The sequence below is a fragment of the Chryseobacterium salivictor genome (assembly GCF_004359195.1).
In the GTDB taxonomy this organism is placed as follows: Bacteria; Bacteroidota; Bacteroidia; order Flavobacteriales; family Weeksellaceae; genus Kaistella; species Kaistella salivictor.
Map to the genome: position 1 here is coordinate 2,952,036 of NZ_CP037954.1, position 20,752 is coordinate 2,972,787.

At 32.2% G+C, this 20,752-nt stretch carries 21 protein-coding genes; all 21 read right to left on the reverse strand.

Annotated elements, in window-relative coordinates:
* Positions 1 to 35: 35 nt before the first annotated feature.
* Entirely contained in the window at positions 36 to 2,195 is a 2,160-nt protein-coding gene (locus tag NBC122_RS13405) for a JAB domain-containing protein (RefSeq protein ID WP_133440858.1), read from the reverse strand.
* 35 nt (positions 2,196 to 2,230) lie between these two features.
* Positions 2,231 to 2,956 carry a hypothetical protein gene (locus NBC122_RS13410; RefSeq protein ID WP_133440859.1) on the reverse strand — a complete coding sequence of 242 codons (726 nt, stop codon included), beginning with the start codon at positions 2,954 to 2,956 and terminating at the stop codon, positions 2,231 to 2,233.
* A gap of 40 nt (positions 2,957 to 2,996) precedes the next feature.
* Positions 2,997 to 3,845, reverse strand: coding sequence for a M23 family metallopeptidase (locus NBC122_RS13415; protein WP_133440860.1), 849 nt, complete (start codon positions 3,843 to 3,845; stop codon positions 2,997 to 2,999).
* Positions 3,846 to 3,849: 4 nt separating this feature from the next.
* Complete coding sequence (locus NBC122_RS13420) at positions 3,850 to 5,838, reverse strand: type IV secretion system DNA-binding domain-containing protein (protein WP_133440861.1); 1,989 nt, start codon at positions 5,836 to 5,838, stop codon at positions 3,850 to 3,852.
* Between the two features lie 53 nt (positions 5,839 to 5,891).
* A complete protein-coding gene (gene traN, locus NBC122_RS13425; protein WP_246012386.1) occupies positions 5,892 to 6,746 on the reverse strand; it encodes a conjugative transposon protein TraN in 855 nt (284 codons plus the stop codon).
* Between the two features lie 49 nt (positions 6,747 to 6,795).
* Positions 6,796 to 8,004, reverse strand: a complete 1,209-nt coding sequence (locus NBC122_RS13430) for a conjugative transposon protein TraM (RefSeq protein ID WP_317127511.1) — start codon at positions 8,002 to 8,004, stop codon at positions 6,796 to 6,798.
* Positions 7,994 to 8,356 (reverse strand): hypothetical protein, encoded by a 363-nt coding sequence (locus tag NBC122_RS13435; RefSeq protein WP_133440863.1) that lies wholly within the window; start codon positions 8,354 to 8,356, stop codon positions 7,994 to 7,996. The genes NBC122_RS13430 and NBC122_RS13435 overlap by 11 nt, the downstream gene beginning before the upstream one ends.
* Positions 8,357 to 8,358: 2 nt before the next feature.
* Positions 8,359 to 8,970 carry a conjugative transposon protein TraK gene (traK, locus tag NBC122_RS13440; RefSeq protein WP_133440864.1) on the reverse strand — a complete coding sequence of 204 codons (612 nt, stop codon included), beginning with the start codon at positions 8,968 to 8,970 and terminating at the stop codon, positions 8,359 to 8,361.
* A gap of 18 nt (positions 8,971 to 8,988) precedes the next feature.
* The gene (locus NBC122_RS13445; protein WP_133440865.1) at positions 8,989 to 10,221 is read right to left on the reverse strand and encodes a hypothetical protein; all 1,233 of its coding nucleotides are present in this window, start codon (positions 10,219 to 10,221) and stop codon (positions 8,989 to 8,991) included.
* Positions 10,222 to 10,224: 3 nt separating this feature from the next.
* Positions 10,225 to 11,046 (reverse strand): hypothetical protein, encoded by an 822-nt coding sequence (locus NBC122_RS13450; RefSeq protein ID WP_133440866.1) that lies wholly within the window; start codon positions 11,044 to 11,046, stop codon positions 10,225 to 10,227.
* 6 nt (positions 11,047 to 11,052) lie between these two features.
* Entirely contained in the window at positions 11,053 to 11,721 is a 669-nt protein-coding gene (locus NBC122_RS13455) for a hypothetical protein (RefSeq protein WP_133440867.1), read from the reverse strand.
* A gap of 10 nt (positions 11,722 to 11,731) precedes the next feature.
* Positions 11,732 to 12,409: a hypothetical protein gene (locus NBC122_RS13460; protein WP_133440868.1), complete on the reverse strand. Its 678-nt coding sequence runs from the start codon at positions 12,407 to 12,409 to the stop codon at positions 11,732 to 11,734.
* A 15-nt stretch (positions 12,410 to 12,424) separates the two neighbouring features.
* Complete coding sequence (locus NBC122_RS13465; protein ID WP_133440869.1) at positions 12,425 to 13,084, reverse strand: hypothetical protein; 660 nt, start codon at positions 13,082 to 13,084, stop codon at positions 12,425 to 12,427.
* Positions 13,071 to 16,136: a TraG family conjugative transposon ATPase gene (locus tag NBC122_RS13470; RefSeq protein WP_133440870.1), complete on the reverse strand. Its 3,066-nt coding sequence runs from the start codon at positions 16,134 to 16,136 to the stop codon at positions 13,071 to 13,073. The genes NBC122_RS13465 and NBC122_RS13470 overlap by 14 nt, the downstream gene beginning before the upstream one ends.
* Entirely contained in the window at positions 16,133 to 16,411 is a 279-nt protein-coding gene (locus tag NBC122_RS13475; RefSeq protein ID WP_246012388.1) for a DUF4133 domain-containing protein, read from the reverse strand. The genes NBC122_RS13470 and NBC122_RS13475 overlap by 4 nt, the downstream gene beginning before the upstream one ends.
* Positions 16,412 to 16,434: 23 nt before the next feature.
* The gene (locus tag NBC122_RS13480; protein ID WP_133440872.1) at positions 16,435 to 16,755 is read right to left on the reverse strand and encodes a DUF4134 domain-containing protein; all 321 of its coding nucleotides are present in this window, start codon (positions 16,753 to 16,755) and stop codon (positions 16,435 to 16,437) included.
* Positions 16,756 to 16,863: 108 nt separating this feature from the next.
* Positions 16,864 to 17,343 (reverse strand): hypothetical protein, encoded by a 480-nt coding sequence (locus NBC122_RS13485; RefSeq protein WP_133440873.1) that lies wholly within the window; start codon positions 17,341 to 17,343, stop codon positions 16,864 to 16,866.
* Positions 17,344 to 17,384: 41 nt separating this feature from the next.
* On the reverse strand, positions 17,385 to 18,035 hold the full coding sequence (locus tag NBC122_RS13490) for a ParA family protein (protein WP_133440874.1): 651 nt from the start codon (positions 18,033 to 18,035) through the stop codon (positions 17,385 to 17,387).
* 11 nt (positions 18,036 to 18,046) lie between these two features.
* Positions 18,047 to 19,522 carry a relaxase/mobilization nuclease domain-containing protein gene (locus NBC122_RS13495; RefSeq protein WP_133440875.1) on the reverse strand — a complete coding sequence of 492 codons (1,476 nt, stop codon included), beginning with the start codon at positions 19,520 to 19,522 and terminating at the stop codon, positions 18,047 to 18,049.
* On the reverse strand, positions 19,512 to 19,868 hold the full coding sequence (locus tag NBC122_RS13500; protein WP_133440876.1) for a hypothetical protein: 357 nt from the start codon (positions 19,866 to 19,868) through the stop codon (positions 19,512 to 19,514). Before NBC122_RS13500 ends, NBC122_RS13495 begins: the two co-directional genes overlap by 11 nt.
* Before the next feature lie 16 nt (positions 19,869 to 19,884).
* The gene (locus NBC122_RS14460; RefSeq protein ID WP_185145767.1) at positions 19,885 to 20,679 is read right to left on the reverse strand and encodes a hypothetical protein; all 795 of its coding nucleotides are present in this window, start codon (positions 20,677 to 20,679) and stop codon (positions 19,885 to 19,887) included.
* Between the last annotated feature and the right edge of the window lie 73 nt (positions 20,680 to 20,752).

Sequence of the window (20,752 nt, forward strand, 5' to 3'; positions counted from 1 at the left end):
GATTTACCGCTTATAGATGGAATTGGCAAATAAGCTTAACGTTTAATACTTTGCTCTTTTACGTTATTTTTTTCGTGTTTATTTTCATTCTCCAAGCTTTCTAATGGTTTGTTGGTATTGATTCGGTTCAAATCTTGATCATATAAATTCAGGTTTTTATATTGAGGGTTAAGAACAGCTTTTCCTTCTACGATGTTTTCCCCCATTTCAAATTTCACCTTTACGACATTTCCTTTTTCCAGAGATTTTATAGTGTTTTCCCGATATTCGGGTTTATCAAATATCAAGTTGGATTTTTCTACAATTTGAGCGGTATCAACTCCATAATTTTGATGAAAAGATTGAAAATTATAATTTCCCTTTTCAGTTTTAGGTTCTTCAAAATTAATCTTGACAAAAGCAGTTTCGCTTTGTTCTGTCTTAGGATTAAGAAATTCAGTTTTCACTGAACGACCTTCCAATAGATTTACTGCTTCTTTTGCGGTAAATGTATTTTCCCTGTTTACCTGAAAATTATGAGAGATTTCATCTTCTGTTCCCTTGCTCAGCGCTGCATTATAAGAATTGAGAAAAACTCCTCCATTTTCAGTTTTATTAAATTTCAAAATAAAATCAACTTTATTTCCGGGCAAAGTTTTGTCGGAAATTGTTTTAATTTCAAACTGTTTTTTGACTGATTTAATTCCTTTTTCTAAATCTTTGTGAAGTTTTTCATCCTCTCCAAAACCAAGGTATTTTAATTGGTTTTTTAAATAGTCTACTTGGTTAAATTCTTTTTGTGTTTCCATAATTTCTGATTTTTGATTTTGTTTATAATTATTAAGGTTTGAATCTTCGCTAACTTCACTGTTTATTTCTTTTTGATTTCTAAGTACTCCACTGTCCGCAAATGATTCATACAATTTCCTTCCATTTTCACTATTGAATAGAATAGCATCTAAAATTTCAATTCCCGAAAAATGAAGTTTTTTATTGTAGGTATTAATTTGCTCCGGAGTGATATTATTTCCATATAAAATACACTTTGACCCGCCGAACTTTGCAACCTTTCCAATGATAAAATCAAGTTGATTATCTGGCGGCATAATGAATTTCCCAACAATATTCAACTGATTATTCAGCACCAGTAATTCTGTCTTATCGGATATCCCGAATTTTTGTGACGTTAAAAATTTTGCAATATCTGTTGAACTTGTAATTTTAACTGGTTGATAATTTTCAACTAAAACCTGCTTACTGAAAGAGTACGGCTGTATTTCTTTAAAAGATTGTGGGTTTGATTTCATATCAATATTTTCAGTTTCATTCTCATCAAATACGACATACTTTCCACTTCGCAAATTGATAATGACCCCATTATTGACCTTTATATTTGAATCTTCCAATGCTTTTTTTAATTTTATGATACAATCCTTATCAGCTTTTGATACATTCAAATTTCCGCTCGGATGGTTATGAACAAGAGTTATTGATAATGGTTTAACCTCCAAAACATTACCAATTAAAAGCCTATTATCTACAAATGCTGCATCAAAAGTTCCGGTAGATATATGCTGAACAAAATATCCTTTATCCTCAAAATCATAGACTAAAAAAGCATGTTCTACGGCTTCATCTTCTAGTGCTTTAAATAACCATGCAACATCATCGATACTTCCTATTTTCTCATTTCCAAATAGTTGAAGTGATTTATTTTCAGCAAAACGCCGTTCTACTAACGCAAAATCGTTGGATTGCAAAGAATCTTTCGGTTCCCGTAGTAAATTGGATGCGGCACCAGTTTCGCTGGGGTTAAACAATTTAAAGGGTAATTTTTCGCCGGACGAAGTTGTTGCATACCTTGTTGTTTCATCTTCATCAAAAACAAAATTTGAGTTTGCAGATATTTTCGTTTTTGCTTCTGTTGCCATCGATTGGACTTCTTTTTCATTAGGAGTTAAATTTGGCTTATATTTTTCTTCGAGTTCTTTTCTGATTTCATGAATCGGAATAACTGTATCGTAATCAACGAGATGTTGTTTTTCCCCTTCTTCTAATCTCACGACCAAAGATTCTCCGGTTTTAAAATAATTGAATCCCATTTTCATAAATTCGAGATTAGCTATAGCTTCATCTATGTCGGAAAATTCTATTTTTTGAAAACCTGCGGTTTCAATTTGTTCGTTGTACTTCCCTATTTCTAATGTTACACTCATATTTAATTATTAAGAATGGTAGAATTTTTAATCAATTACCTTCTAAATCCTCTTGATTTCGGATTTTCCTTGTCCTCTTCTTGTTTTTCTTCTTCTCTCCTACGATTAGCATCTTCATATAAATCAGAATCATTTACATTGAGCTGAATATCATTTTTCCCTTCTTTATTGATTTGTTTAGAATCAGGAGAAATTGCATTTACTGTATTGATTTCTTTCGAAACAATATTTATATCGTTGGTGATTTCCTTTGCTATTTCGGGATATTTATCAATTTTTTCCTGCAGGAATTCTTTTAACTTGAACAACTCCGTTTTATAGCGACTTGATTCAATTATATCTTTTTTGTCAGCAATAATTGCAGTTAATTGGGTTGCATTTTTGATTAAATCAAACTCAACCACTTTATTAGTTTCTTTGTCGAAAACAAATGCTGATTTTATCCAATTTAATTGCGCACTGTTTTTTCCATCATTAACATCATATTTTGATTCTATATCAGAGTATTGAACTTGATCTTTACTACTATCAATAATTTCAGAAATCTTTTTGTCTCTTTCTAAAAAAATTACTTTAAGTCGGGTATTATCATCAACGAGTTGAAAAGTCGCCCGCTTCTTATCGTTATCAGCAACGATGGTATAACCTTTCATAAATTTTGTTACATCATCTGCAGTTAATTTTTTTGAGAAAGTATTATCCTCATTAATAATTCCGTATTTTTTCAGATCATCAGTTGGTAGTAAGGTTTCATTTTTCATAAGTAGATATTTTTTGGTTTTTTAAATTGGAATTAACTTATTAATAAGTTTCCATTAAGTTATTTGCTTTTACGAGGTCGTTTAAAAAATATATTGGATTGATAAAATTTCCGTATTCTTTCACTCCGAAATGTAAATGTGGACCGGTTGAGTTTCCAGAGTTTCCACTTTTTGCTATAATAAATCCAGCTTTTACATATTCCCCCACTTTATAATAAATTTGAGATAAATGCAGATATGATGTTTCAAATCTGTTGAAATGCTTTATTTTAATATAATTTCCACCGCCTTTGGAATCCCAACCAGATTCTGTCACAATTCCGTCTAATACAGAATATACATTCTCATAATTTGCTTTGAAATCTGCTCCGTTATGCATCTTTCTATTTCCGAAAATGGGGTGAGTCCGTCTTCCGAAAGAAGATGAAATACTAATCTGTTTTTTTACAGGCATGAAAATTTTATAGTTTCTTCCTGGTTCTTCTTCAATGAAATCCAATTTCTGAAATGTATTTGATGAACGGTTTTGGGTTGTATTCACCATATTTTCTTTAGTTATTTGTAACAATGAATCTTCAAATTTTTTAAAATTTATTTTCAATTTTTCATTTTTAGATAAACCGAAACGGATCATCATATTTTTAAGTGAATCAATTTCATTTTTTAAGTCAGCTTTAGTAGTGGTATTTCTAAAATTTTTTTTAGTTTGTTTTCTTTCTGCATTTTCTTCTTTTTCATTTTTACCAATTTTTAATTCTTCGTTTTTAGTAAGAATTTCTTTTGTTTTTATGGAAGAATGGGCAAGCGTATTGAATTGTGCTAAAACTGGTGAGCTGAATCCTATTATTGCTACAAAGAATATTTTTTTTAGAGTAAATTTTACTTTCATATTGTTAAGCTTTTATCATTTCATTTACGATGAGTTCCACTTCTTTGTTGATTTTCCGGTAATTGGTCATCAGAACTTCCTCCTTGCGATCATCTCCTTTTTTATCAACAAAAGAATAGTAGATGGGCATTTTCACATAATTTTGTTCTTCTTCTTTGATTTTTGCCATATCAAGATTAATTTTTCCATTGATCGACGAAGTTTTAAATTCTTCAGTATCGTTTTCTTCACCTTGAGCAATAATCCCTACCATTTCCCCAGTTCTTAGAGCTGCTATTTTTCCTGCGGGAATCATAAAATCCATCTTTTCATTGATACTGGTTGTAGTTCCTTGTTGTGAAATGGATTGAGAGAATGTTTTTTGTTTGATTTTTCCAAACATTTTTTCTAACCAATCCAAAGTGTTTTTATCTCTCGCAGAACCGGAAAAAATATTCCCGACAATGGCAGAAATGGTATCTGCAATTTCTTTTTTATAAAATTGTCTCAGCTGTGGCAATTCTTGCAAACCAAGCATTACCGCAACTCTGTTACTTCGAGCGGTTGCTACTACATTATCAATTTTATGAATGTAGATGGTCGGAAATTCGTCCGCAATAATTGCTCCTGGTAAATTGTGTTTGGAATTAACCAAACGTAATGTCCTGTTCAAAACAGCTGAATACAAAGCAGAATTAATATCTTGAGTTCCCGGATCAGAAGCCAAAATCATGATGGATGGATTTTCTTTGTCTGTAATTTTCATTTCAACTTCATCACCAGAGAAAACCCAAAAACTTTCTTTAGTCGCCAATCGGGAAAGAAAAATCTTCAACGTTCCAATTTGTCCTTCTAATTGGTCAAATGCTTTGTTGTCATAAGCTGTTTTAAAAGGAGATAACAAAGATTCCAATTCCTCATGCGTAAAAAGGGTATCGAAAATTTCTTTGTAGCTTTTATTCATAAAAGCCAAAATATGCGGTAAATCAGAATATTTTCCGTTTTCAAATGTTGCAAAGAAATAAATGCAAGACGAAAGGAAGTTGATTGCAGATTGGGTAAAGAATGCTTCGGATCCGCCACCGCCACTTGAACCTCCTTTTTGCAATGACGAAACCATTGCTTCTGCCATTTCCTGTGCTTCCGCTAAGGTTTTAACATATTCCTTTTTAAAAGGGTTTACTCTTTTCGATTTTTCAACATCATTAAGGTTGATAACATGAAAATCATGCGTGTATTCAGAATCATTTTTCTTTTTTATAAGATGATGATAGTAAGCAATTTGCCCTAAGTCGGGAAATTTAAAATCATAAATACAAAGGCAAAATCCTTTAGCAATCATTTGGCGGATTGCCGGATTAATCACCCCAAATGATTTTCCGGAACCAGGAGTTCCAATAATCATTGTTCCGCGAAACGGATTAATATTTATCCAACCTTTATTGATTCTTTTATTGAATCTGAATAAATAAGGAATGTTAATCGAGGTATCGGTTTCCACCAATTCTTGATTTTGCGCAAAACTTTCTTCTTCAATATTCCAACGGTCTTTACCCATCTTTTGCTGCATTAGTTTTGAAATACTATCCGCACCTACTTGTGCTATTAATGCTCCTATAAATGACAAAAGAGTATATAGAACTTGATATAAATTCAAATGAGGGAGAATGTTTGGAAGAGTATTATTTCCAGCTTTAGAAGTTAAAAGCAAAGAGCCAAACATCATTGCAAGTCCAACAAGAATTGGCAAAATGATATTTTCTGCAATATTCAAATCTATTTTTTTCTTCGCTTTAGTTCCTACCGCAACCAGTGCAATCAAAATCACTGTTGCAAACTTTGCATTTAGTGGTGGGTAGAAAATTCCCATTTTTGAGAAATTTCCCAAAAGTTCTGATACCACAGGAATTTTTGCAGAAAGAAAAAATAAAGTAGCACAATCCAAAGCGACGATGAAATAAACCATCTTTTGGAAAAAGCTATAGATTTTGATTTGGTTTTGTTGTTCTTGCATTAGAAAGATGTTAGATTTTATATTTAATCAATTCTTCAGAAAACTGGATGATATTAAAAAGTATCAGCATTTAAAATATCCGAATACTTGACGGTCATTTCAATTGTTCTTCCAGATAATTGTTCCTCTATTAAGCGAATTTTCAAAACTTTACTATTAGGATAAGTGAATTTTTTGAAAACGTAAATATTTCGGTAATTTTTCTTAAACTGTTTTTGATTAAATAATTGAAAAACTGGTTTAATTTCAATGCTTTGATTGTTGGTTGCTTTATAGATTTTTTTATCCTCCACTGAAAAATTAAGACCATCAATGTCATAACCTAAATTGGAAGAATTTGAAAAAGTCATATCCAAAAAGATGTAATCATTCACCACATATACATTATTGATCTGCATGGTTAATTTTAAATCCTTCGCTTCCCTAATAGGTTTATTTATTTTTTTATTCCTAATAATATCCAAAGAAAATTTGTGGAGTTCTATTTTTGAAAAAGCCATTTTTGGAAATTCAAGTGGCTGCATATCTTCTGGCTGAATTTGGATATTGGCAACTGCATCTTTTTTGTAATTCAAATAATTTACTTTGTATTGTACCATAAAAGATTGGCAAACAATCGTAATGATTCCCAAATTATTTTTATCAATTACTTTATTATTTGCTTCTGACCCTTTTTCAGGTTCATCTGTAATTTTGACTCTTGCAATGTTTTCTGCAGGTAAATCTCCGGTAAGATTAGCGGTTGATAAATCCACAAACTGGATAGGTTCTGGGGAAATAATATGGAGACTTACACCTTCTGTAATATCAATTTGTGGAAGATCATTTAAACGTTTTTCGGGAGTTTCTGTTTGTGCAAAAACTGTTGTTGCAGAAAAAAGGAATAATCCAAAGAGTAAATTTTTCATATGTTTAATCGTTTTTCTCATTTTAGTTATATTTTTTATTTGGTAATCGTTAATCTTCGATTTCATTTTTTTTAAGTTCTTTTTCGTTAATAAGGAAGATGTAAGAATTGTATTTTAGCTTTGCTTTGTTTTTTCTGATGATATTTGAAATAGTTTGTGAAGTAGAACTAAACAACCCAGACATCATGCTTGTGAAAAAACCTTCGCCACCGCTATCGAGTTGGGTTCCTTGTACAGAATTGCTTCCCATTTCCCGAAGCATTTCCCGGAAGTCGCTTTGTGGAACATATAATCCCTGCATTCCATCATTATCAAATATTGTGAGATTTATTGGGAGGATTTCTCCATTATTTAAAATTGAAATAACATTCAGGTTTACTCGCTGTAAGGTAAATCCGGATATTTGACCGAATAAAATTGTTCCTTTCGGGATGCTGTGTTTTCCTACAACAATATCTTCTAATAATCGGAACCGGATTCTGCTTCCGAGAAAACCTTTTAAATTTTCATCAATCACCGCTTTGATAAAATTATTTTCTTGTTTTTTTGAGATTGAATTAAAACTTGGATTCAATGATGATTTATTTACCCGAAGCGTAGAATTTAAAAAAGCTTCCATTTTTTCTTTGTTCTTTTTTAATTTCTGCTCTGCTGCTAACGCTGTTTGATATTCGGGATCTCTTGCTTTTTCCAAAGAATCCATCATCAACATCTGCTTTTTCAACATTTTCACAGGATCATTTTCTTTTTCCTGTCTTCCGGAATTGGAACTACTTTGAGGGTTTTCATAAGCATTTCCTTTACCACCGCTTCCCTCATTGAGCATTCGCACCATATCAGCAGAACGTTGAAAATCTCGATCATCATTTTTTCCATCATAATAAGATTTTCTACCTAAGTCTCCGGAGCTATTAGAGTTGAGACTTCTTACCATTTTGATGGAATCGATGTATCGTTTTTGGCGGTTATCGAGATTATCAGAATAATTCTGAAGACTGTCATCTTCTTTATCAATTCCATCAAGCATTGTTCTGCCGTCTCCCTTTGAAAAAAATTCGTCATAAGCAGCATTTTTTGAAAGAATTGAATCTTGAGTTTCGCCTAATGAGAGCGATAATTCTTGATTTTTAGATACTTCATTATCTTTGTTTTTATCATTAAATTTCGTCCCTACAAATCCAAAAACCATAATCACAGGAAATAGAATCAATGGAAAAATATATTTTGCTTGTTTAAAATTGAGTTTTTTAATGTCCATTTTTTAAATTTTGGTATTGCTTAAAAAGATATTCTATTCTAAGGCTATCGGTTTTTGTTAAAGGTGCGTTCTCGCGTTTAATTTTATATTCTTCAAGTTCTTTTATAATAATTTCAGTTTTTTGGTCTTTTTGATCGAGGTCAGCTTTTATTTTATCGCTTTTAGAATACATTTCGGGAATCACGAGGCTTTTAGCTATTTTCGGAGTAAAAAAGAAATATTGAATGAATGAAAAAGCAAATGATACGAGCAATAATATCATCACGTATTTGTAAGATTCTTTCGGATGTTTCATCACCCAGTCTTTCATCAGATGAAATTGATCTTTTGTTTGTTTGTATATTTTTATCATCACTAATAATTTTTTGATTTATTAAACAGTTCTGTATTGTCTAAAATTCTCCAGTTGGTTAATAATACTCCATGAGGATTATTTGGACTTCTTATCATATCCTCAAAATTTCCTTCAGTAATCAATTTCCGAATGATAAGAGTGGTTTTCCTATTAATTGACTGCGTTCCGTAATAAGTAAATTTTTTATTGGGAAGATCTAACTTTATTGAATCAGCACGAACGGTTACAATAGAATTTCCGGATATGATTTGATTGTAAAATCCCTTTTCCTTTAAATTGGTGTATTCTTTTTTTCCACTATCATCAATTAAATACAATGATTTTTGAACATTTTCTTTGATGTACTGATCATCAGGTGCGAGTGTGAAAAATAGACGGTGAAAAAGTTCAATTTGAGATTTATACTCTACTGGTCTATTCAAAAGTTCATCGGTTTGTTTAACCAAAACCGGAACACCATTATCAATTACATACAATGATTTTCTGGAATCTTCTACCATTTTATAAGCCATTACAAAACCAGCAATTACAATTATTACCGCAAACAGAATTGCTACAATTGAAACCGCTTTGTTGATTTTTATTTTTTGTTCTATATTTTTAACGAGCATTTTGATTTGTTTTGAGTGTTATTTTTTAGCTTTTGCAATTGCTTTTCCTATTTCTTTTGCTGCTGTAACTGCTCCTGCAACACCTCCGGTAGCAGCAGCTGCGGCTGTTCTTCCTACCGCTTTTCCGGCGCTTGCAACGGTGCCACCTCCTGCTTTAGATTTACTCATCATTCCTGCACCTCCTGCAGAAACAATTGTATCAGCAATAGTAGGAGTCATCAAAATTCCAATCCCAGTAATTATATAAGCTACCGCTGGAAATAAAGCGGTGTACATCATTCCACTGTTTTGAACATAAACACGAAGGGTATTCATATCTGCTACTCCGCCTTCACTAATGATAAGTGCATATCTGTCCAATTCCATTTGATAAGCGCTCATAATAATTTGCTGACCGATGTTTATTATGGTATAAGAGATAAAGGTGTATAGATTGATATTGATAAATTTTGCTAACCAGTTACCAAAAGAATTTTCAAACCCGGGAACTAAAGACATTCCTACTGCAATGGGTCCAAGAATAATTAAAATATAAAGCCATATTTTTTGAATGAAGAAGATTAAATAGGTACACACGCGAAGAATGGTGAGAGAAACTCCTTCTATAATTTCGGATAATGTTTTCTGAATCTTAAACTCCATTCTCATATACCACTCTTTTGCCGGAGCAAGAAGTTTATCCGTGTCAATGTCAAACCATTTGTCATCTGATTTGCTCTCCAGTTTATCCAAGGCTTCTTGCTTTGCTTCTTCTTCAGCTTGTGTTTTTATTAGAATATCTAAAATTTCATTTTGTTTTTGAAACCTTTTCACCCGAAGATCATTTGCATCTTGTTCTATATCTTGGAAAAGAGCCATTCCTGGAGCTGCAAGTGCTTGAAGGGGATATTGAATCATTCCGGTAAATGGTGTCCAAAACATTAAGATGAAAGCGATAATTGTTGGTCTTATTAGTGGTGTTACTTCCCAAGGTCTCGCACCTTCCTGCATTTGCCACCCTAAATAACCCATATAACATAATGCTCCAAAACCACCAATAGACTGACCAAGCATTTTCGCTCCTGCTGATTGCGCTGCCATTGTAGTGTCTAATTTTGTGAAAACTTCCATGAACCACTTTTCAAATGCGCCATCACCTTTTAAAAACTGCAACAATTTGCTATAGTTTTCAGTTTCTCCACTTTGTCCAAAAACCACGACTGGTAATAAGAAAATGAGAAAACAAATCGTAAGAGTAAATATTTTTTTCATATTTTAAAAACTATTTTTATATTTTGTCATGATGCTTTCAACGATCTCTTTATCGCTTTTTGGAGGTATTGGTGTCACCGCTGATTTTACAGAAGTTAAGAGGTTTTTATAATCGAGATATAATGTGTTTTTTTGATTGCCTGACCGTATTCTTTTTACAAATTTTCTCCAACCGATTAAAGTTTCATGATACATGAGAAATCTTTTTCCTCGAGGCATATCTAATGTTCTTGAATTATCGTACTGATCTTTTAAAAGATCGAGTTGTTCTTTGAGATAATCAATCTCTCCAAATGCCAACATATTTTGATAGGTTTTATCATCCTTTAATTGCCATTGCATAAAATTCTGAGGATTAGCAGGGAACTCTTTCAAGGGTTTTAGCATTTTTTTGTAATAAAGCAACCAAAGGGGATCTGCTTCCGAGGTTATTGAAGTCCAATGCGCAAAATCTTGAAGATTTCTTTTGTAAAGGGTATCGATTTCAACTTTAATTTTTTCTGCTTCATTTCTTTGGTATTCTAATTCTGCAAACCTTTGAACCTCCAATCCTGTTGGTTTTAGAGGACGGATATCGGGACCGTTTTTGTAATCTTGATTTCTTGACGGAGACAACCACCCCCAAACTGTTGCGTAAGCGAAATTCGTCTGAATTCCAAATACATAATTAGGATAAGGTCTGAAGTCACCCCATTTTTCAAAAACCTGTCTTTTATGTTGTGCTACAATGGATGGATCATTCAGTTTTTTAACCGTCTGAGCAATTCCAAATGCTGAAAAGCAGAAGAACTGAATGATGAAAATGCGTTTTGTGAAAAATTTCATATTGTATTATTTAAAAATCAAATTAAATTTTAACATAATGTCTCCGATAATCATCTTATCAAGATTAACATAGTTACTAATGGTAGGAATCTGATAGATATATGGAATTGATTTTGCGTTTTTCAGTCTTATTTTGATTGCGATTAGATAGCCATTAATAAGCTGCGCTCTTGTAGAAATATTTCTGATGAGTAATTCTCTATCATAAGGATCCATTAAAAAATCGGCATCTTCTCTTAAAATATCCCGGGTGAGTTCGGTTTTTAATTGCAAGAGTTCTTGTGTTGCTCCGATGTAATATCTGTTCAAAAGAATTGCATATTCGGGATGTTGTGTAGAAAGTGACAAAACATCTTGAGCATTTTGACCAATTTGTACAAAAGTTTTAGACAAATAATACATTCTTTTTCCCTGTTTGATGACAGAATTCACATTGACCAGATTAGAATAGATGAACTCTTGAATCGCTACTACTTGTGCAATTTTTTGATTTACATCATCGTATAATTTCTTTTGTTTTTCATAAGAATTTAAGAACGACTCATTACTTGCAAGACGAACCGCTTGATTTTTGGTAACCTGTGTGAGCAGTTTATCATTGATAACAATGGTTTGTGTATTCGCAAAAGCAAAACTTCCAAATAATGCAATAGTGGCAAAAATTTCTTTTTTCATGTTTTACATTTTAAAAATTGTTCATTATATCTTCGATAATCTTTTTATCCTTATTGATGTAATGAGAAACCAAAAATTTTCTCCACTCCACTTTCTGTTTAAGATCTCTTATCTTCATGAGCATTACATAGGAATCTGTTCGAAGTTGCCGGACTTCATCTAATGCATAATCCAACAAAATTTTACGCTCTGCTTTTTCCATTTGATTGATGGCTCCATAAGAGATCACAATCCCTGTTAATAATCTCACGATCATTTGCATGTCGTCTACAAATTTTACTTCAGCCGGTAAAATGGCAATGATGGAATAGGGTGCAGTTTGAATTTCTGCAATAATTTTCAATTGTGTATCCTGTATTCTTTCACTCTCAATAAAAATGGCATAACCTGTAGGAATTGCCTGCATTGCGAAATCAACAATTCTCAATCGATCTTGAATTTTGTTAGTTGTCTCTTTAAATTTCATCCACTGCTTTTTGTTGACCGTTTCAGTAGCAACATTGGTATCCTGGTAATTTTTCATACTTTTCTGCCTATCATTTTCCTGCATCGAATGGCGAATTTCTTGGTTCATCATAGGAAATGAAACATTTTCTTTTTGCCACGGAGGAGTCGTATTTCCACCGAAGGAGGTTAGAAATAAATAAACAATTGGAAGTGAAACGGGAAGAATATATTTTTTACGCATGATGATTTTTTATAATTAAAACCTATTTTTATACGTCCACATAATATTTTCTACAATACTTTTATCGGTATTGATATAACCTTGAAAAGGATTAATAGATTGAAACCAACCCAATCTTATGGCTCTTTCAATATTCAATTTCGTAGCGAGCAACCAAATTTTAAGCATAATCACATTTTGTGAAACAGAGAAAAGAAGTTTGTAACGATCACCTGCAGTGGCAAGATTTAATTCTCCCGGTTTCAGTGAGTCCGTAACATCAGTTGTTAATTTAATTGCCTGTTCATAAGTCTTTTGGGATGTTCTTATACCAAACACTGCAAATTGAGGATGGTCTTTCGTGAGGGTGAGTATATCACCGGAATATTGCAGACAGCGGTCTATCTCATTATAAATATCAATGACCTGTATCCCGTTTTTTAAAGTTCCGGAAACTTCACTAAGTCCTTTGAGAACTTTGTTTTGAATATTGTTGGCAACCACCATTTGAGTTCCAACCCAAGCTTGTGCCTGCTGTAATTTTGTTTGTTGCTCAATTGTTTTTTCCTGCTCTTTTTCAAGATTGTCAGAATAAAGTTTTAGTGCAAGTGTGGTGGTAGGATCGATATAGGTATTTTGTGCGGAAGCTAAATTTCCCAATATCATCGCTAATAAAATGATGCTATATTTTTTCATGTTCGTAGTTTTTGGCGTTAATTAATTCACTAAAACTTAAATTTCGATCCTGCATTTCATTTCCTATGATTTTCAAAACATTTTGGTCTTTATACTTATGTCTCATGGATTGATAATAATTAACTGCTATTTTATCCAATGGTTTTTGATAGAGATTAATCAGGGAAACCATGTTTTCCATTTTATCATTGAGTTTTTTGAAGTCTTTTACAAAAAGCTGCAAAGCATCATCGTAGTTTTCAGATTCTTTCACATAATATTCAATCGCTGTTTTCTCCGGCTTTTCTGTGGTATAGGTTAAATATTGCTCTAACGAAACTTCATTACCATAGACTTCACCTTTGGAACCTCGCTTCAGATAAAATTCTTTGAATCGGCTTCTCCCATATTTATTGTCGAGATTATTGATGGTGAAAATTTTATTTTGCTCTACTTTATTGAGAGAAAGTAAGGAGGAAATTTCTTCGAAATTATCTTTGAACTTAGTCTGATCCAACAAAATGAAAGTGTCGGAGTTATTGATGATAGAATCTTTTACAACTGTATTTCCGATAATGTCTCCGAGTTCCTGCGTTACTACAATCGCTTCACCCCAAAATTTTCTTACCGTTTTGTAGAGATACAGAATATAACCTCCCATTAGTTTTGAAGCAATTGCTTTCCAAGCCTCTTCAATAATTAAGGCTTTCCTACGATCTTTTCGCAAACGCATTTTTTGGATGAACGTGTCCATAATAATGAGTGTTACAATCGGAAAGAGTTTCGGGTTGTCCTTTACATTATCAATTTCAAATACGATAAATGGTTCATAGAATAAGGTATTATCTGCACTTTCGTTGAGCGTTGTACCGTATCTTCCACCTTTGTAAAAATCTTTTAAAACGAAAAGAAATGTTCTAAGTTTGAATTCTTTTTCATCAATCGGGTGTTTTTTATTATTGAGATAAATGGGCAAAAACTGGTCACAGAAATCGTAAAATGTATTGAATGAAAGTTCCGGAACCGAAAGCTTTTCTTCGAGATCAACAATTCTTTTTACAATAGCGGTTCGCAAAGATTCATTCCACTCATCTTTAGTTTCCGGTCGTTTTATAATGTTTTTCGCTTTAGCAATGATTAGCTGGGTCTCATTGTAAACCTTGCGATTGTTTTCATCACTTAAAGTTTCATAAGCCTCAAATACTTGAAAGAATTTGTTGGCATCATAATTTGGGTTGTTCGTGTTTTTATCGGGATGATAAATGCTTATCAATTTTCTTCCTTTCTCTCTGATTTCTTCTGCTGTTGCATCAAATGGAATTTCCAAAATATCATAAAAATTTTGCGCATCCTTTATTTCATTTTCATAATCAGCATAAATATCCTCTTCGTGAATGTTGTATTTTTTAAGAAAATGGAATAATTCATCTGAATCCTTTCCATCATGCCAATTGGTACCACCATTGAAAAATTGATGATAATAAGACATCAACGCATTGTCAAGAATTGATTTTTGAGTAGAACTTATTGTGCCATCTGCACCTTGCCAAATTAAAAATATGAGATTGGCTAAAAACTCGATTTTTTCAATATTAAATTCTTCTTTACTCATTAAAAAAGGATTCATGGTAATTGGTTTCTCTTCTGTATATTGAATATATCTTCCACCTTTATAAGCACAGGTTCCGGAATAAGAATCTCCGGTATCTACAATCACTACATCATAATTATAAGTCAGGTATTGTTCGATAATATTATTCATCAAGAAAGATTTACCGGAACCTGATGGTCCGAGAACAAATTTATTTCTGTTATTTATTCTTCCTGTTTTCATTGGTAAATCAGAGGGGTCAACTTTTAAAGGAACACCCTGTCTATCGGTAAATCGTAAGTAAAAATTAGAATCTTCGTTTACCGGGTAACTCTCTTTAAAAAAAAAACACAAGGCAGCTTCGCTTGTTGTTGTAAATAAATCATAGTCTTTTAGTTCGACTGCATTTCCGGGAAGGCAACATCGAAAAAGTTCGAGTTGGTTATAGGAATTTTGCGAAACAATGATTCCTTTCATAAAAAGTTTGTTTTCAATTAACGATTGGGTTTCTTCCATTTGTGCTAAGGAATCTGCCGAATATGCGATTGAAAAATGAGCATCTACAATCAATTGACCATCCATTGCCACATTATGTAACAATTCATCAATTTCATTTGCTACGATGGCATTTGACGGAGAATTATTTGCTACCCCTTCGTGTTTCTTTTTCTTTTTTTCTAATTCCCGGTGTTTAGCCGATTGATGAGGAATAGAAATAATTTGATTATAAACTATTGTTCTATATTCTTCCAGTTCATTGATAAATGAGAAATTATCAACGGCGGTATCTGAAGCAGTTCCATTTCCGCCTAAAGTTGAATACGTTTCAATTTCTGAAGGAAGTTCTATTTTTTCAATATCTACAAAACTGATTGTTTTTACATATTGATTACCAATTTGTAAATACTCATTCGTGGATTTAATATTGTTAAATGTTGGAGTTTCAGAAAATTTCATTGATAAAATTCCATTCATGTAATAATCAAAGTCTTTTTCTTTAAGAAACTTTGGCTCACAATTGTTTTGGTCAAGTAACATGAAAATTTTTTGGCACTTATCTCTTAATATTTTGTAGGATTTTTCTGAAAAGGTGTATGCTTTTTTCTTTTTACTATGATCTACATGTTCTGAAAATAAGAGAATGGTATCAATTGTTTTGTAAATTCTTCCATCGAAATGTTCGGAATATTTTTGTTGTAAAAATTCTTTTTCTTGGTCAGCAACATATTTTTGTTTACTGAAAATATCAATTTTCTGAACCACATGATTTTCACCTATTATGGCAACAACCTGGTTAAGGATGGTGTGAAAATGTTCATAAGAGTAAGGATCAGCAGAATATTGCTCAACGATATTATTAATTTGAATTCCAATAATAGGATTTCCATATTGACCGATCAATACATCGAAAGTCCAGTTATTATCTTGACCATAATCATAACCAATAAAGGGAATATCAAATATTTTTTTCTTTAAACTCATGATTTATTTTTTTGTAAAAATTTTGCATTTTTAATTTGTACAGAAATGATATGCAGTTCTTCATCGTTCTTTGTTTTATTGTGAAGTCCTTTTGTATCCTGAGTTTTATAACTCATCCAAATTCCTATTCCGCCGACTGCTGCTCCTACAAGCAATCCCCAACCTCCAATTAAAGAAGACATAATAGCTACTGTCATAAAACCTCCGACTGCAAAACCCATAGCGTAATAGATGTATTTGTCTTTTAATCCGAAAAAAACAAGGGGTTTTTTCAATCCCTTGTACAGTAAGTAGCCCATTAGAACATTGCAGCAATAAATGTTGGAACGATCAATAGGAAAACACAAGCTCCACCCCAACCAACAATTTCCTTGTTGATGTCTTGGTCGCCGTTTGTCCACTTGTTGTAAATCCTGATTCCTCCAACGGTTCCTACAATAGCTGCAATAGCATAAATAAGAAGTTTAAGATCTGCCATGTAGCCAGATAATGTTGATGCGGCATTTGATAATGCGGCACTTCCACCCGATTGTGCAAATACCGGAGTTAACGCTGAAAGCACGATCAATGCAGTGAACGCCTTTTTCATTAAATTGTGTTTTTTGCTTTTTTGATTCATAATAATTAAATGTTAGATGTTAGAAATTAGATTTTGACCTTCGGTTTTGAGTACCTATTCAATGGTTTATGGGTGAAAATTCACATTAAATATTTTTAATTTTCCAGATTACATCATGGATTGATAAATCTTGTACCCATCATTATTTGAAATAAGTTGTACACTTGTTTCTGCAAGATTGAGCAGTTGGTGCCATTTATCTTTGCTTGTTTTATTTGGTATCGAATGCGTTTCTTCGTTGCTTGAACTCGGGATGACTTCATTATTCTGATGAAAAGAATCGATGTTTTGTTCAGATTCAAACTTCTCCCTCCAATAATCTATATCTTCTCTTTCTTCTGATTCTTCAATAGGAGAAGGCGATAATTCTCTTTTCGTAAATGAGTTTGGCATATTAAGATTTTCAACATCTTCAATCCCAATGTCTTTTACATCATCCTCATATTTTTCTGAAAATTCCATTAAAGAAAACTCTTCTGTTTCTTCATTTTTTACGGTAATTTCTTTTTTCAGGAAAAGATCGTAGATCATGTTTCCTGCATAGTATAGAAAGTATAGCGCGATAACTATGGCGGCAAATTTTGTCATTTTACTATTTATTTTTATCTGTTACTTTATTGAAACTACCTTTAAATGGTAATCTGCAGTGTTTCATTGATGTAAGCAATGAATTCATTAAATGAATTCTTCACCGCGTATTTTTGTTCATAAGTGAGTTTTCTTGTATCAATACTTTGTAAGCAATTTCTCTTGAAAACAGGACTTTTAAGAAGCATTCCGTATTTTGTAATTTCTTCATCCATTCCTTGTTGATTTAGGTATTTGTAGCCTTTGTCATATTTTGATCGAATGAATACTCTTTCTGCCTGACTTTCCAGAAGTCCTAAAAAATTCACAAAAACTAAAGTTGATTTTGCTGACACATCAGAATATTCAAATGGTATGACGATGAAATCACTATAAATCAACAAATCGCTGTATTTCGCATCAAGAGCTCCTGCCAAATCAAACAAGTTAATTTCTTCACTTTCTTTTAAATTGATTAGAGTTTCAAAATCTGAAAATGGTTGTTCTTCCTCCTCTCCTATTATCTGCACATCGTACAACTTCGGAATATCCAACAATTCATCTTCTTTCCATTTATGATAAAATGATTTCTGATAATCAAAATCGAAAACCTTGATTTTCCTTTGAGATAATCCCGAAATATAATTGGCAAAGGAGATTGCAAGCGTTGTTTTACCAGTTCCTCCTTTCTGTGTTCCAAATGTGATAATCATTTCTTCTGATTTTATTTTTTCTTTTTTCGCTTCTTCCTCAGTTCGTTTTCAGCAGGATCTTTTGCTGCAGTTGAACTTTTCATGAATTCAAATAACATTTCATCAATGGCTTTATTTATTTCTGTTTTTTCTTTACTTTGTACTCTGATTTCATTTGCTTGAATCGGATTCATAAATTTTTGAAATTCCTTCTCTCCAATTAATGATTGAAGTTCTCCGATATAATGGTATCGTGTATGAATAGCATATATTTTTTCGTCTTCGCCTCTGGTTATTGAAATATTCTTATCATAATTTTGCTTTGAATTTTTGATAAAATCTTTGACTTCAAACTGAACTTTTCGGTACATTTCCAAGTCTTTCTTTTTTCGATTTTCGAAAAGCATAAAATCTTTGATTTCAATTTTTGGATTGTTTTTGGAAATAAATTCCAACACTATTTTTTTCGATTCCTGATTTTGAATATTGTAATCTTTCAAGATTTCAAAAAGCTTTTTGTCTATTTTGTTCGGAGTGAAATCAAACAATTCATTCATCTTCACAATATCACTTCCTTTATATACTTTTTGGGTTTTGTGATCGATCACCGTATATCCGAATGGATTTTTATCCTCTTTGCTATGAAAAACCATATCAATCCCGAAAACATCTCGAAGCTTTTTTTGAAGTTCACTTTCAAACTCAATTTTCATTTTCAAATGATTTTCTATTTCTGATAATTTCTCTTCTGGAAGCATTGATCGCTTTCGTCTGTTATCTTCAACTTTGAAAACTTTGTTAGAATAAATCTCTTTGTATTTGCTCAAAATGGCTTTGATTTGTTTTCTTCTGTTATCATTTTTACCATTATCAAAAACAATTTGATTTCCTGAAATCGTTTTAAGTTTTACTCCGTTTTTTAAAATGTTAAAAGATTTTTCATCATTTGTGTTTTTGCTTAGCTTATATCCATTTCTTTTGAGTAAAGTTTCCAATTGATTAAGAGAACTTATTTTGTAATTCAGTAGTTTATCGAGTTCTTCTCCCGATTTTAATCCATATAATTTTTCCAAAGTATTGCTTAAAGCTTTCTGGGCTTTAAGCCTTTCATAACTATCATTAATCTTTTTTCCGCTCTGTTTATCTACTCTGGTAGAAATTAGATGTACATGATTATTGTCCGTATCATTATGAAAAACTACGATAAAAGGTTGGTTTCCGTAACCCATTTCTTCCATGAAGTTTTCCGCTACCTTTGTCAATTCTTCTTTGCTGTGCTGCTGAAACTTTGTAGAGATCACCACGTGAAATTGTGGCTTCTTTACTTTTTCACTTTTCGAAATTGATTTGAAATAATCTCTAACTTCCTGCTGATTGCTGTTTTCATTAATGAACGATGGAAAATTTTTCATCAGCATTAATTCTCCTGTTCCTTTCTCTACTTTTTTATCATTGTATTTTACCCCATTGAAATCTGAACCTGATGAACCTAAAATCTTAATGATCATTTGCGATTAATGAATAGATTTTCTTAAAAATTTCGTTTTGTTTTTCTTTCAGTTCAATGACTGTTTTTAATTGTTCACCGAAATTTTTCAAATCTCCGCTACTAATAAATTTTTGACCATTTGCAATTTTTGCTACCTGATTGATATTAGTTTCAATCTTTGCAAAAACATTATCTTGTTTTTCAATAAACGCCAATACTTTTCTTCTCTCATCATTTAAAATTCTGTTCTCAACGGAATCAATGATTAAACTACTCAGAGAAATGTTCTTTTTTTGACAAAGTCTTTTCCAGCTTTCTTTACGATATTTTTGTATTCTTAAGAAAATGCGTACTTCCTTTTCCATTGTTCTCCATAAAAACTTATGGTAAATAAGGTTTTAACCAATTGGAATATCCTTGAACTTCTCCATATGTGTAATACGTTGTGGACATTGCGGTTAAGGAAGTTTGAGGGATTTGAATGGAGAAATTTTCCAATAATGCGGGAAAAAATTGGGTTGAATTTTCGGTATGCAGTAATACTACCTGATTAGAAATATATCCTATATCACTATAGATGCTTTGAATGTTTATAAAAGCATGATCGGTTATGGGATCTGAATCAGTCGACCTGTATATGTGAAACTTCACATTGACAATCCCATGAACCTTTCTAAAAAGCACAGATCCTTTCAGGACTCCAAAATTTTTGGTTCCAATCATATAGTGTTTAGAAGCTGTTAAATAAGCATTGGTATTTCCCCAATGATTTACCGGAATCGACCAATTGGAAGTGCATGAAATTCCTGCAGTACTATTGTGGTCAAATGATAAGAAAATCACATATTCAACAGGTTGCTTTTCTTTTGAAAATGATTGCCATAAAGAACCATCAAAGTGATATAAACCAGGCTCTGTCACATGAATTACTTGTCCTGATAAATTGGAAGGTAGAGATGTCGAAAATACTACAGCTCCCTTTTTTGCAGAAGAATATGTTTTTACTACAAGTTGATCTCCCGTAATTCGTGGGGAAATGATACCATCATAATGATTAATATCGTCCGGCTTTCCTACTACTTCTAAAGTGGTTTCGGGAGTTTGGGTATTGATTCCGACTTGTCCTTTGATTGTTATTATAGTCGACATAAACAACAAATAACTCAATTTTCTCATGAATTTTGGATTAAAATTTCTGAGACAAAATTGAGCGTTAAATAAATATAAAACAATAGTAATCAAACCATTA